The following is a 13,704-nucleotide window of genomic DNA, read 5'->3' as shown; positions in this document are numbered from 1 at the left end:
TCACGCCGCGGACATGCCGGGGAGGCGTCCAAGGAGCAGACGGGTGCAGGCGCAATGCTAAGATCGCCGCCAATGACCGCGCCTTCCGTCCAGCCCCCCCTTGCCGCCGAATTGGCCGAACTCGCCCGCACCCTGGGCAACGCCCATCGCCTGATCCTGCTGGAGCATATCGCGCAGGGCGAGCGGCCGGTCGAGCGGCTGGCCGAATTGTCGGGACTGTCGGTGGCCAATGCCTCGCAGCACCTGCAACAGTTGCGCCGCGCCGGCTTCGTCGTCACGCGGCGCGAGGGCAAGCACGTGTACTACCGGCTTGGCTCCGCGCCGATCGCCGGCCTGCTCAACGCCTTGGACGCGGTGGCGCAGCACAATCGCGGCGAGATGCGGCGCCTGGTGGCCGACAGCCAGGACCGGCGCGACGGACTCGAAGCCATATCGCGCGACGAACTGCTGAACCGCCTGGGCGAAGGCAGCATGACGCTGCTCGACGTGCGGCCCGCCGACGAATTCGCGCAGGGGCACCTGCCCGGCGCCATCAACATTCCCGCGGACGAACTGCTCAAGCGGCTCGAAGAGCTGCCGGCCGACCATGAGATCGTGGCCTATTGCCGCGGCCCCTTCTGCGTGCTGTCGTCCGATGCCGTCACCGCGCTGCGCGCCCATGGCCTGCGCGCGCGGCGGCTGGATGCCGGTTTTCCCGACTGGCGCGCCGAGGGGCTGGCGATCGAGACGCCGCCGGCGCGCAAGGGCCGCCGGCGCCCGCAGACGCGGTAAAGGTTGGCCGGCAAGCGGTGGCCGGCCGCCTGGCCGCGCTAATCACGTTCACGCGCCGCCAACAGCCACAATGCGACGGCCAGCCAGGCCGCGCTCAACGGCAGCGGCGTATCGAACGGCAGCCACGACGTGGCCGCCAATCCCAGTCCCAGCAGGCTGTAGTAGGCCAGGCCGAACAATGCGCCGGCGCGGCCCAGGCAATGGCCATAGCGACGCAGCGCCGGTCCGAGCAGATTGGGTATCGCCAGGCCGTAGCCGATGAACACCGGCAAGGCCGCGGCGGCCCACAGCCAGCCGGGCTGCGGCCGCCACGCCATGGCCAGCGCCTGCGCCGCCGCGCCCAGCGCGACGCAGCGCAGGCCATAGCGCACCCGGATCGCGGCGCCCGCCGCCGCGGGCAGGCGGCGGTTGCAGGCCGCGCCCAGGCTGCCAGCCAGCGCCACGCCCAGGCCCACCCAGCCAAAGCCCAGGCCGGGCAGCGACCCCGTCATGAACGGTCCCGCCGCGTAGAACGAAAACACCAGCAGGTTCAGTCCCGCCACCCGCTGCACGGCCAGGCGCAACGCGCCGTCGGCCAGCATCCGGCGCGCCAGCGCGGCCAGCGGCACGGCGCCGGTCGGCGCCGGCCGGGTTTCGCGCCAGCGCCAGGCGACCGATCCCAGCAGCAGCGCCACCACCACCGCGATCGCGGCCAGCACGCCGCCGTAGCCGTGTCCGTCGGCCAGCGCCTGGCCCGTCAGCGGCCCGACTGCCGGCGACCACGCCAGCACCGTGCCCAGCGTGACGAAGTAATGGGTCAGCCGTGGGCCGTCCAGGCAATCGCGCAGCACGGTCTGCGTCACCACCGAACACGCCGCCAGCCCCAGCGCCTGCAGGAAACGGCCGGCCAGCAGCCAGGGATAGGCCGGCGCGGCCAGCGCGCACAAGGTGCCCGCCAGCCCCAGGGCAAGGCCGGTCAGCATCGCCGGGCGGCGCCCGCGGGTGTCGGCCAGATGGCCCCACAGCAGCACCCCGGCGGCAAAGCCGACAAAGAAGATGCCCATGACCGGCTGCGTGGCCGCGGCATCCAGGCGCCAGTGGCGCGCCAGGTCAGGCAGCGCGGGCGCGAGTATGGTCTCGGCGACCTGCGGCAGCGCCAGCAGCGCGATGACGAGCCAGGGCGGGGGCAACGCGCGCGCGCCGGATGAGGAGGAGGGGGAAGACATGGTGTCGCCGTCAAGCAAAAAGACGCTAGCGTAGGCGCGCCACGCCGCGCAAAATCACGACATCACGCCATAAAACATCGCCAATCGGACATGCCCATCTATACGCTTCCCGCCGTCGAGGATCCCGATCTTGTCGCCTGCCCCATCGTGGGCATGGCGATCGATACGCGCGAGCACGCCTCGGACTGGCACGCGCACCAGCGCACCCAATTGCTCTATCAAGCCGAAGGCGGGGTGACGCTGTACCTGGCCGACCGGGTCGGGCAGCTGGCGCCGCTGCAGGCTGCCTGGCTGCCGGCCGGTTGCGTGCATCGCACGGCCATGCAGGGCAGCTTCGCCTATCGCAGCCTGTATTTCGATGTGCGCGCCTACCCGAACCTGCCGCGAGAGCCGGCGATCCTGGACGTCAATCCGCTCTTGCGCGAGCTGATCGTGCGCGTGACGCAATGGCCGTCAGACGCGGCCCTGGATGCGCCGCGCCAGCGCCTGGTGGGCGCGTTGCTGGACGAGCTGGCGGCGGCGCCGACGGCGCCGCTGCATCTGCCGATGCCGCGCGACCGGCGGCTGGCGCCCATCGCGCGTGAATTGCTGGAGAATCCGGCCTGCCCGCTGTCGATCGACGAATGGGGCCGGCGGGTGGGGGCCAGCGGCCGCACGCTGGCGCGGGTGTTCCTGGCCGAAACCGGCCTGTCGTTCACCCGCTGGCGCGCGCAATGCCGCCTGTTGATGGCGCGGGCCCGGCTGGCCGAAGGCGCCTCGGTGACCGAGGTGGCGCATGCCGTGGGCTATGCCAGCGACAGCGCCTTCATCGCCATGTACCGGCGCGCCTACGGCGAGCCGCCGGGGCGCCGGCTGCGCCGGCGCGATCCCCCGCCTTAGAATACGTGGCGGATGCCGACGCCGGCCGCGGTGCTCTTGAGGCCATCGATGAACGCGTAGTCCTTGCCGTACGAACCATAGGCGTACAGGTTGGTGCGCTTGGACAGGTCGTAGGTGTAGCCCACGCTCCAGACGTTCATGTTGGCGTCGCCGCCGGTCAGGCGATCGTTGGACGGCGACACGTGCTGCCACGACGCGAACAGGCTGCTGGCCCCGCCCACCGGCATCGTCGCGCCCAGCATGTAGGCGTTGGCCTTGAAGCCGTCGACGTAGCGGTTGGTGCCGAACTCGTCGCTGAACGGCGTGCCGGCCGGCAGGTCCTGGCCGACGAACCAGCCGTCGGTGGTGCGTCCATAGGCGGCCGCCAGCTTCACCACTTCCAGGTCGTACGACAGGCCCACCGCGTACTGGCGCGGCGTGGCGTCATGGTCGATCGACGCGCGGTTCGAGCCATTGAGCTGGTCGTAGGTCAGCGTGACGTTGACCGGCCCTTCCACGTAGCGCAGGCCGGCGGTGATGCCACGCGAATTGTCGTTGGTGCGGAAATGGGTTTCGTCGTTGTTGGTATCGTCGACGTTGAACGAATAGCCCGCGGCGAACTGGAAGCCGCTCATCGAGGGGCTGCGGTACATCACCATGTTGTCCCAGCGCATGGTGTTGGCCGCGCTGAAACCCAGGCCCAGGTTCGATTGGGTGTAGCTGGTGTAGAAGGGATCGATGTCGGCCAGGTAGTTCGAGCCGACGGTGGCCTGGCGGCCGAATTCGATCGTGCCCCAGGCGTCGTTGGCCAGTCCGATGGTGGCCTGGCGGCCGAACAGGCGGCCGCTCTGGCCGCGGGTGCCGTTGCCCGAATCGAAACCGCTTTCCAGCGTGAACACGGCGCGCAGGCCATCGCCCAGGTCTTCGGATCCGCGCAGGCCCCAGCGGGAGCCGGCCTGGATGCCGTTGATCATGCCGAGCTTGCTGCCGTCATAGCCATTGCCCTTGATCTTGTTGTAGCCAATGCCGGTGTCGATGACACCATAGAGAGTGACTGACGTTTCTGCCTGAGCGACGCCTGCAAAAGTGGTCAACATTGCGGCTGCGAGCAGCGTCTTTTTCATCCGTGGGACTCCTGTAGTGAAGGGAAAGGAAGAGACAAAAAGAAAGGGAACAGCACGCTGAGCATGACGCCCAGCGGTGTTCCCGGCCGCTATTGTAGGTCAAAAAGTCCTATTTTCTGGCAAAAATCACGAATTTCTGGTTATTTTCGGCGGCGCAACGGGGTTAACCCCGAGTGCGGATGGAGAAAGGGCGCATCCGCATGAAACTGCGCGGATGCGCCCTGGGCGCGGACAAGTTGCCGCGCCGGCCTGGCCGGCGCGGGGAACGGATCAGAACAGGTGACGCACGCCGACGCCGCCTGCGGTGCTCTTGAGGCCGTCGATGAATGCGTAGTTCTTGCCGTACGAGCCATAGGCGTACAGGCTGGTGCGCTTGGACAGGTCGTAGGTGTAGCCCACGCTCCAGATGTTCATCCTGGCATCGTCGCCGGTCAGCAGGGCGTTGGACGGCGAGACGTGCTGCCACGAGCCGAACAAGTTACTGGCGCCGCCCAGGGGAATGGTGGCGCCCAGCATGTAGGAATTGGCCTTGAAGCCGTTGGCGTAGTGGTAGCTGCCCAGCTTGACGTTTGGCAGGTCCTGGCTGACGAACCAGCCGTCGGTGGTGCGGCCGTAGGCGGCAGCCAGCTTCACGACTTCCAGGTCGTACGAGGCCGCTACGGCGTATTGGCGCGGCGTGGCGTCGTGGTCGAATTCGACCGGCTTGCCGCCGCTGACGAGCTGCTCGCCATCGGCGTCGAGCACGCGGGCCTGATTCGAACTGTTGATCTGGTCGTAGGTCAGCGACACGTTCAGCGGACCATTCACATAGCGCAGGCCGGCGGTGATGCCGCGGGCGTTGTCGGCGGTGCGGAAGCCGCTCTGGTTCTTGTCGGTGGTGTCGACATTGAAGGAATACCCCAGCGCGAACTGGAAGCCGTCGGTCCAGGGGCTGCGGTACATGATCATGTTGTCCCAGCGCATGGTGTTGGCCGCGCTGAAGCTCGTGCCGATGTTGGCCTGCGTGAAGCTGGTGTAGAACGGATCGATTTCAGCCAGGAAGGTGCCGCCGACGGTGGTCTGCCGGCCGAACTCCACCGAGCCCCAGGCGTCGTTGGCCAGGCCGACGGTGGCCTGGCGATTGAACAGGCGGTTCTGCTGCTGCGTGCCGTCGCCCGAATCGAAGCCGCTTTCGACCGTGAACATGGCGCGCAGGCCATCGCCCAGGTCTTCGGAGCCTTTCAGACCCCAGCGCGAACCGGCCTGCACGCCGTTGATCATGCCGATCCTGCTGCCGCTGACATCGACGGCCTGGGTTTTGCCGGTCGCCTGGTCGATGACAGGTACCGTGCCGGAAACCTTGTTGTAGCCGATACCGGTATCAATGATGCCGTAGAGCGTGACTGACGTTTCCGCCTGGGCGACGCCGGCGAAAGTGGCCAGCATGGCGGCTGCGAGCAATGTCTTTTTCATGTGGAAGATTCCTGAAGGGAAGAGGGAAGAAAGGGAGTCGCGCCGTGGGCACGGGTCCCCGCGATGCGTCGACTCCGAAAGGGGTCGGGACTTCTATTTCCTGGGGCGAGCCTGCTAGAACCGGTGTTGGATACCGACGCCGCCCGCCGTGCTCTTGAGGCCTTCGATGAACGCATAGTTCTTGCCATACGAGCCGTAGACATACAGGTTGGTGCGCTTGGACAGGTCGTAGGTGTAGCCCAGGCTCCAGATATCCATGTTGGCGTCATCGCCGGTCAGGGCGTCGCTGGAGGCCGAGGCGTGTTGCCACGCGCCGAACACGCTGCCGCCGCCAAGCGGGACGGTGGCGCCCAGCATGTAGGAGTTGGCCCTGAAGCCTTCCTCGTAGCGATTGGTGCCGAACAGCTTTTCACTGCGCCGCGTGGCGCCGGCGGCTTGCTTGCCGCGCACGCCCGCCGGCAGATCCTGGCCGACGAACCAGCCATCGGTGGTGCGCCCATAGGCCGCAGCCAGCTTGACCACTTCCAGGTCGTAGGACATGCCCACGGCGTACTGGCGCGGCGTGGCGTTGTGATCGACCGGATCGCCAAAGGCGTCTACGCTGGCCAGATTGGAGCCATTGAGTTGGTCGAAGGTGAGCACGATGTTCAGCGGGCCATTCGCATAGCGCAGGCCGGCGGTGATGCCGCGGGCGTTGTCGGCGGTGCGGAAACCGCTCTGCTCCTTGTCGGTGCCGTCGACATTGAAGGAGTAGCCCACGGCGAACTGGAAGCCGTCCGTCCAGGGGCTGTGGTACAGGACCATGTTGTCCCAGCGCATGGTGTTGGCGGCGCTGAAGGTCGTGCCGATGCTGGCCTGCGTGAAAGTGGTGCGGAACGGGTTGATGTCTGCGAGAAGGAGGGAGCCGACGGACGTCTGGCGGCCGAAATCCACGGAACCCCAGGCGTCGTCGGCGAGGCCGATGGTGGCCTGGCGACCGAACATCCGGCCTTGTTGCAGGCGGCTGCCGTCGGCCGAGTTGAAGCCATTTTCCAGGCGGAACACGGCGCGCAGGCCGTCGCCCAGATCCTCGGTGCCGCGCAGGCCCCACCGCGAGCCCGCCTGCACGCCATTGATCATGCCGATGCGGCTGCCAGAGTAGTCAGCGCCGTTTGCGTCGCCCGTGATCCTGTTGTAGCCAATGCCGGTGTCGATCAGGCCGTAGAGCGTTACGGACGTCGCCGCCTGGGCGACACTGGCCAGGGCCGTCAACACCGCGGCCGCGAGCAGCTTTTTTTTCATTGTGAGAGTTCCTCGGGTAGGCAATGGGGAAGAACCATCGACGGGCAGGGGAGCGAACTCCCCGGGAATGCCTGCCTTGATTGCATGGGCCCATTCTCGGGTAAGTTCGGCCAAGTGCCGGCTATCCTGAGGTGTTCTAAGACCGATCTGAGACGAGTTCGCCACAACGGTTAGTGCCGGACGCGCGATGACCTGCCAGCCGGGAAAGCGCGCGGCGAGCGTGGGGCAATGCGTGGGCAATCGGCGCGGCGACTGGCCGACAGCCGACGCGCGGACGTGAGAGGTAAGTAGCGGGCTGCCGAAGCGAGAGGCGCCGCGCTCGAGAAGTGGGCCGGGCGGCGCTGCGCTTTAGAAACGTGGCGGGAGGCGCGCCGTTGACGGGCTGGCGGCCGCGAGACCACGGCCGGGATACGCCCGCTCAGGCGGGTGGCGGCGGTCGGGTATTCACCGCCAGGCCCTGGTCCGATCCGGCATGCGCGCCGGATCGGGCATGGATCACTGGCGCGCGCGCAGCCGCCGTTCTTCGCGCGCCACGATGCCGGCGCCGAGGACGATCATGGCGGCCAGGGCGTACCAGGTGATGGCGTAGACCAGGTGGTTGTTGGGGAAGGTCAGCGTCGTCAGGCCGCCCACCGGCGCCTGGGTCGGATCGCGGCCCGCGCCCGGCGCGGCGTCGGCATCGATGAAGTAGGGCGCCACTTCGCCCAGGCCGCGCGCGCTGGCGATGGCCGGCAGGTCGCGCGAATACCAGAGGTTGGCGGCCGGATCGTTGTTGCGCAGGAATCCGTTGCCGGGTTCGCCCATGCGCAGCAGGCCATCGACCTTGACCGGGCCGGCGTCGGCCTCGGCCTGGCCGCCGGCCTGGCGCTTGCGCCATTCGGGCAGCACGAAGCCGCGGTTGATCAGCACCGTGCCGCCGCCATCGGCCAGTTGCAGCGGCGTCATGACCCAGTAGCCGCTGCCCAGTTCGGTGGCGGCCTGGACCAGCGTCTGCTTGTCGTATTGGTAGGCGCCGCTGGCGGACACGCGGCGGTATTCGGCATTGTCCGCGGTCAGCCCGGGCCAGTCGGCGCGCGCGGGAGCGGGGGTGGCCGGGGCGTGGGCCCGCTGTTCCACCTGCGCGATCAGGTTCTGCTTCCAGGCCAGGCGGTGCACCTGCCAGGTACCGAGGGCGCAGAGCCCCGCGAACAGCACGACCGCAACCATGCCCAGGATGACCAGGGTGGTTGCGCTGCGGGGATTGCGGGGGGTGTCGCCGGAATGCGTAGAGTCTTTTGTTGCCGCCATCACGTCAGGGCATATTCCGCATGTCGTGGACCGACATGGGCATCATGTTGGAGTTCAAGTGGTACATGATCCAGATGGATCCGCTGAGCGTGATCACGACCAGCACCAGCGTGAATATTAACGCCAACATGTTCCAGCCGCTTTCGGACTTGGTATCCATGTGCAGGAAGTAGATGATGTGCACCACGATCTGCACCACCGCGAACGCCAGGATCACCAGCGCCGTGGTGCGCGAGCTGGCGAACACCCGGTCCATCACCAGCCAGAACGGGATCGCGGTCAGGATGGCCGCCAGCACGAAGCCGGTGACGTAGCTTTTCAGGGTGCCATGGGCGGCGCCGTCGTCATCGTCGTGATGGCCGTGATCGTGGCCGTGGCCGGCATGGTCGGCATGCGCGTTCATGGCAGCACTCCCATCAGGTAGACAAAGGTGAACACGCCGACCCAGATCAGGTCCAGGAAGTGCCAGAACATCGACAGGCACATCAGCCGGCGGCGGTTCTCGGGGATCAGGCCGTGCATGCGCACCTGCACCATCATCGTCACCAGCCAGACGATGCCGAACGTGACGTGCAGCCCGTGCGTGCCCACCAGGGTGAAGAAAGACGACAGGAAGGCGCTGCGCTGCGGCCCGGCGCCGATGTGGATCAGGTGCGCGAACTCATACAGTTCCAGCGACAGGAAGCCCAGCCCCAGCACGCCGGTGACCGCCAGCCAGCCCTGCGTGGCGCCGACCCGGTTGCGCCGCATCTCCAGCATGGCGAAGCCATAGGTGATGGACGACAGCAGCAGCAGCGAGGTGTTGACCGCCACCAGCGGCAGGTCGAACAGGTCGGCGCCGGACGGGCCGGCGGCGTAGTTGCGCCCCAGCACGCCGTAGGTGGCGAACAGGCAGGCGAAGATGAGGCAGTCGCTCATCAGGTACACCCAGAAGCCCAGCAGCGTGCCGTTCTTCGGATGGTGTTCGCCGGCCACGTGGAACACGGGCTCGGCGGGCGGCGCGCTGCCGCCGGGCAGGGTGGGGGCCAGGGTATCAGACATGTTTCGCCAACAGGTGGGTGCGGGCGTCCTCCGTGCGCACGACCTCGTCGGCCGGCACGTAGTACTCGCGCTTGTAGTTGAAGGTGTGGACGATGGACACGATGATCAGCGCGGCGAACGACAGCACCGCCAGCGGCCACATGTGCCAGATCAGCGCGAAGCCCATCACCACGCTGATCGCCGCCAGCACGATGCCGGCCCAGGTGTTCTTGGGCATGTGGATGGGGATGAAGCCGGCCTGCGGGCGCTGGTAGCCGTGCTGCTTCATCTGCCACCAGGCATCCTGGTCATGGATGCGCGGCGTGAAGGCGAAGTTGTAGTTGGGCGGCGGCGATGACGTCGACCATTCCAGCGTGCGGCCGTCCCATGGATCACCGCTGAAGTCGCGCAGCGAATCGCGGCGGCGGTAGCTCACCACCAGCTGGATCAGGAAGCAGGCGATGCCGATGGCGATCAGGAAGGCGCCGAACGCGGCCACCTGGAACCAGATCTGCAGCGACATGTCCTCGAAGTGGTTGACGCGGCGCGTCACGCCCATCAGGCCCAGCACGTACAGCGGCATGAAGGCGAAGTAGAAGCCCACCAGCCAGAACCAGAACGAGCACTTGCCCCAGAACGGATCGAGCTTGTAGCCGAAGGCCTTGGGGAACCAGTAGGTGATGCCGGCCATCAGCCCGAACAGCACGCCGCCGATGATGACGTTGTGGAAGTGGGCGATCAGGAACAGGCTGTTGTGCAGCGCGAAGTCGGCCGGCGGCACCGCCAGCAGCACGCCCGTCATGCCGCCGATCACGAAGGTGACCATGAAGCCCAGCGTCCACAGCATCGGCACCTCGAAGCGGATGCGGCCGCGGTACATGGTGAACAGCCAGTTGAAGATCTTGGCGCCGGTCGGGATCGAGATGATCATCGTGGTGATCCCGAAGAACGAGTTCACGCTGGCCCCGGACCCCATGGTGAAGAAGTGGTGCAGCCATACCAGGTACGACAGCACCGTGATCACCACCGTGGCGTACACCATCGATGCGTAGCCGAACAGGCGCTTGCGGCAGAAGGTGGCGACCACCTCCGAGAAGATGCCGAAGGCCGGCAGGATCAGGATGTAGACCTCGGGGTGACCCCAGATCCAGATCAGGTTTACGTACATCATGGCGTTGCCGCCGAAGTCGGCCGTGAAGAAGTTGGTGCCGACGTAGCGGTCCATCGACAGCAGCGCCAGCACCGCGGTCAGCACCGGGAACGCCGCCACGATCAGCACGTTGGTGCACAGCGCGGTCCAGGTGAAGATCGGCATGCGCATCAGCGACATGCCGGGCGCGCGCATCTTGACGATGGTGACCAGCAGGTTCACGCCTGACAGCAATGTGCCGACCCCCGCTATCTGCAAGGCCCATATGTAGTAGTCGACCCCCACGTCCGGACTGTGCGCGATGCCCGATAACGGGGGATACGCCAGCCAGCCCGTGCGGGCGAATTCGCCCACGAACAGCGACATCATCACCAGCACCACGCCGCCGGTGGTCATCCAGAAGCTGAAGTTGTTCAGGAACGGAAAGGCCACGTCGCGCGCGCCGATCTGCAGCGGCACCACGTAGTTCATCAGCCCCGTGACCAGCGGCATGGCCACGAAGAAGATCATGATGACGCCGTGCGCGGTGAAGATCTGGTCGTAGTGGTGCGGCGGCAGGTAGCCGGTGGAATCGCCGAAGGCCACGGCCTGCTGCAGGCGCATCATGATGGCGTCGGCGAAGCCGCGCAGCAGCATCACCAGCCCCAGGATCATGTACATGATGCCGATCTTCTTGTGGTCGATGCTGGTGAACCACTCGCGCCACAGGTAGCCCCACTTGCGGTAATAGGTGATGGCGCCCAGCAGCGCGATGCCGCCGATCGCCACCATGGCGAAGGTGGCCAGCAGGATCGGCTCGTGGAAGGGAATGGCGTCCCAGGTCAGGCGACCGAAGATCAGCTTGGTGAGGTCTGGTTGATCAGTCATCTCGGTTTCCAGGGCTCGGTTTCCAGGGGGAATACCTTGATTTCACGCGATGCGCCGTGGCGGCGGCGCGGCCGCTACAGCGCCAGTTCCGCCGCTGACGTGCACATGGCGCCGACATACTTGCGCGGCGGCGCATCGGCCAGGCCCAGGCGTTCGCGCGTGGCCTCGTCCAGGCTGGCGATGTTGCGTGCGCCGGGAATGCCCATGCCGCCGCCGGCGTCGATCGCCATGGCGTCCTTCATGCACATGCGGTTCGGCTCGACGCAGCGGTTGACGATGGCGTCGAACAGGCCGGGCGCGACGCTGGCGTAGCGCTGCACCGGGTTGCGTTCGCTGGGCTGTTCCAGTTTCAGGTAGGTGTCGCGGCCGAGCGTGGCGCCGGAGGCGCGGGCATCGGCGATCCACTTGTCAAAGCCCTGCTGGTCCAGGCCGTGGAAGCGAAAGCGCATGCCGGAAAAGCCCGCGCCGCTGTAGTTGGCCGACAGGCCCTCGTATTCGCCTGGGTGGTTGATGACCGCGTGCAGCGTGGTCTGCATGCCCGGCATGGCATAGATCTGGCCGGCCAGCGCCGGGATGAAGAAGGAGTTCATCACCGTGGATGAGGTGATCTTGAACTGGATCGGGCGGTCGACCGGCGCGGCCATTTCGTTGACCGCCGCCACCCCCTGTTCGGGATAGAGGAACAGCCACTTCCAGTCCAGCGCCACCACTTCGACCACCAGCGGCTTGGTGCCGGGAGGAACCTCGCGGCCTTCGGACAGGCGCGCCAGCGGCCGGTAGGGATCTAGCTGGTGGGTGCTGACCCAGGTGAGCGCGCCCAGCGCGATGATGATCAGCAGCGGCGCCGCCCAGATCAGCAGCTCCAGCATGGTGGAGTGGTTCCAGTCGGGGTCGTAGTGCGCGTCGCGGTTGCTGGCGCGATAGCGCCACGCGAACAGGAAAGTCAGGAAGATCACCGGCACGATGATCAGCAGCATCAGGCCGGTGGAGATGATGATCAGGTTGCGCTGCTGCAGCGCGATGTCACCGGATGGCGAGAGCAATACCGCATTGCATCCGGAGAGCAACGGCAGGGCGGCGAACAGCAACAATCCGCGGAGCCTTGGGAAAGACGGCATGGCCATACCCCGAAACGTAACCGTGGGAGTTAAACGCAACACTACGCTGGAAGCCGCGAAAAATCTAGGGTAAAAAGAGCAAAAGTACGCACGCGAAGGTGTGCGGGGCAGGGCCTGCCGCCATGGCGCCGCGGCCCGCGGGTCCCGGATGCATGTGCGTACGAGTGTGTTGCAAAAAAGCGTAGACAAGGCGTTTTTCAAACCTCCTTTCAGCGAGCACTCACATGGCGACCACCACGCAGTACCCTGGGCACGCGTCTCCTTTGCCGAGCCCGGGCGCGGCAGGCGCAACGGGCAGTCACGCCAAGGTGGCGCCCGGCGAGATCGCGGTGGGCGTCGTGATCGGCCGCGCTTCCGAGTACTTCGACTTCTTCGTCTTCGGCATTGCCTGCGTGCTGGTGTTTCCGCGCGTGTTCTTTCCCTTCGAGCCGCAACTGGAAGGCACGCTGTGGGCCTTCGTGATCTTCTCGTTCGCGTTCATCGCGCGTCCCATCGGCACCGCGGTATCGATGGCGATCCAGCGGCGCTGGGGGCGGGGCACCAAGCTCACCATTGCGCTGTTCCTGCTCGGCACCGCCACGGTGGGGATGGCGTTCCTGCCGGGCTATGAAGCCATCGGCGCGCACGCCATCGTGCTGCTGGCGGTGTTCCGCTGCCTGCAGGGGCTGGCGTTTGGCGGCTCCTGGGACGGCCTGCCGTCGCTGCTGGCGCTGAATGCCCCGCCCAAGCGGCGCGGCTGGTACGCGATGCTGGGACAGCTGGGCGCGCCCATCGGCTTCATGATCGCCAGCGCCTTGTTCCTGTTCCTGCACGTGACGCTGACCGAGACCGACTTCATCGAGTGGGGGTGGCGCTATCCGTTCTTCGTGGCCTTCGCCATCAACGTGGTGGCCCTGTTCGCGCGGCTGCGGCTGGTGGTGACGGAGGAATACACCCAGTTGATGGAAGAAGGGGAGCTGGAGCCCATCAGCACCGGGCAGATGGTGCGCGAGCAGGGCTACAACCTGTTCCTGGGCGCGTTCGCGGCGCTGGCCAGCTATGCGCTGTTCCATCTGGTGACGGTGTTTCCGCTATCGTGGATCGCGGTCAGCGCGACGCAGCAGATTCCTGACGTGCTGATCGTGCAGATCATCGGCGCGGGATTGGGCATTCTGGGCACCATCGCTTCGGGCTGGATCGCCGACCGCATCGGCCGGCGCACCACGCTCGGCCTGCTGGCCGCGCTGATCGGCGTGTTCGCGTTGTTCACGCCGTGGCTGCTGGGCGGCAGCCCCAAGGCGCAGGATGCGTTCATCCTGATCGGCTTCGCGCTGCTGGGGCTGTCGTACGGCCAGGCGTCCGGCACGGTGACGGCCAACTTCAGCAAGCGTTTCCGCTATACCGGGGCGGCGCTGACCACCGACATGGCGTGGCTGGTGGGCGCGGCCTTCGCGCCGCTGGTGGCGCTGGGGCTGTCGGCGCGTTTCGGGCTGGTGGCGGTCAGTATCTATCTGCTGTCCGGTACGGCCTGCACGCTGCTGGCGTTGCGGATCAACAAGGCGCTGGAAACGCGCGACTGAAAAAAAACGCCG

12 protein-coding genes are annotated in these 13,704 nt (G+C 66.7%); 3 read left to right on the top strand and 9 right to left on the bottom strand.

The features are described from left to right. Nucleotides 1–72: 72 nt before the first annotated feature. On the top strand, nucleotides 73–771 hold the full coding sequence (locus ACUTAG_RS09165) for an ArsR/SmtB family transcription factor (RefSeq protein ID WP_148317049.1): 699 nt from the start codon (nucleotides 73–75) through the stop codon (nucleotides 769–771). A 38-nt stretch (nucleotides 772–809) separates the two neighbouring features. Here ACUTAG_RS09165 and ACUTAG_RS09160 read toward each other — a convergent pair whose 3' ends face one another. After that, a complete protein-coding gene (locus ACUTAG_RS09160) occupies nucleotides 810–1,976 on the bottom strand; it encodes an MFS transporter (RefSeq protein WP_148317047.1) in 1,167 nt (388 codons plus the stop codon). Between the two features lie 90 nt (nucleotides 1,977–2,066). On the opposite strand from ACUTAG_RS09160, the gene ACUTAG_RS09155 reads away from it, so the two are divergent. After that, nucleotides 2,067–2,855, top strand: a complete 789-nt coding sequence (locus ACUTAG_RS09155; protein WP_020926512.1) for an AraC family transcriptional regulator — start codon at nucleotides 2,067–2,069, stop codon at nucleotides 2,853–2,855. Here ACUTAG_RS09155 and ACUTAG_RS09150 read toward each other — a convergent pair. The 8 genes from ACUTAG_RS09150 to cyoA form a co-directional block, all read right to left on the bottom strand. Further along, nucleotides 2,852–3,958 (bottom strand): porin, encoded by a 1,107-nt coding sequence (locus tag ACUTAG_RS09150; RefSeq protein WP_020926513.1) that lies wholly within the window; start codon nucleotides 3,956–3,958, stop codon nucleotides 2,852–2,854. The genes ACUTAG_RS09155 and ACUTAG_RS09150 overlap by 4 nt on opposite strands. A gap of 270 nt (nucleotides 3,959–4,228) precedes the next feature. Beyond that, nucleotides 4,229–5,410 (bottom strand): porin, encoded by a 1,182-nt coding sequence (locus ACUTAG_RS09145; protein WP_026384123.1) that lies wholly within the window; start codon nucleotides 5,408–5,410, stop codon nucleotides 4,229–4,231. A gap of 114 nt (nucleotides 5,411–5,524) precedes the next feature. Continuing rightward, complete coding sequence (locus tag ACUTAG_RS09140) at nucleotides 5,525–6,691, bottom strand: porin (RefSeq protein WP_148317045.1); 1,167 nt, start codon at nucleotides 6,689–6,691, stop codon at nucleotides 5,525–5,527. Nucleotides 6,692–7,186: 495 nt separating this feature from the next. Beyond that, entirely contained in the window at nucleotides 7,187–7,978 is a 792-nt protein-coding gene (locus ACUTAG_RS09135; RefSeq protein ID WP_148317043.1) for an SURF1 family protein, read from the bottom strand. A gap of 4 nt (nucleotides 7,979–7,982) precedes the next feature. Further along, nucleotides 7,983–8,381, bottom strand: coding sequence for a cytochrome o ubiquinol oxidase subunit IV (cyoD, locus tag ACUTAG_RS09130; RefSeq protein ID WP_006387366.1), 399 nt, complete (start codon nucleotides 8,379–8,381; stop codon nucleotides 7,983–7,985). Then, complete coding sequence (gene cyoC, locus ACUTAG_RS09125) at nucleotides 8,378–9,019, bottom strand: cytochrome o ubiquinol oxidase subunit III (protein ID WP_026384126.1); 642 nt, start codon at nucleotides 9,017–9,019, stop codon at nucleotides 8,378–8,380. The genes cyoD and cyoC overlap by 4 nt, the downstream gene beginning before the upstream one ends. Then, entirely contained in the window at nucleotides 9,012–11,015 is a 2,004-nt protein-coding gene (gene cyoB, locus ACUTAG_RS09120) for a cytochrome o ubiquinol oxidase subunit I (protein ID WP_148317041.1), read from the bottom strand. The genes cyoC and cyoB overlap by 8 nt, the downstream gene beginning before the upstream one ends. A gap of 74 nt (nucleotides 11,016–11,089) precedes the next feature. Then, complete coding sequence (gene cyoA, locus ACUTAG_RS09115) at nucleotides 11,090–12,133, bottom strand: ubiquinol oxidase subunit II (RefSeq protein WP_026384128.1); 1,044 nt, start codon at nucleotides 12,131–12,133, stop codon at nucleotides 11,090–11,092. Nucleotides 12,134–12,357: 224 nt separating this feature from the next. On the opposite strand from cyoA, the gene ACUTAG_RS09110 reads away from it, so the two are divergent. Beyond that, on the top strand, nucleotides 12,358–13,692 hold the full coding sequence (locus ACUTAG_RS09110; RefSeq protein ID WP_148317039.1) for an MFS transporter: 1,335 nt from the start codon (nucleotides 12,358–12,360) through the stop codon (nucleotides 13,690–13,692). Nucleotides 13,693–13,704 lie beyond the last annotated feature (12 nt).

It is taken from the genome of Achromobacter sp. CSND-B12 (assembly GCF_052906545.1).
Note: the sequence above shows the minus strand (reverse complement) of the source record. Positions and strands in the feature narration are given on the sequence as shown.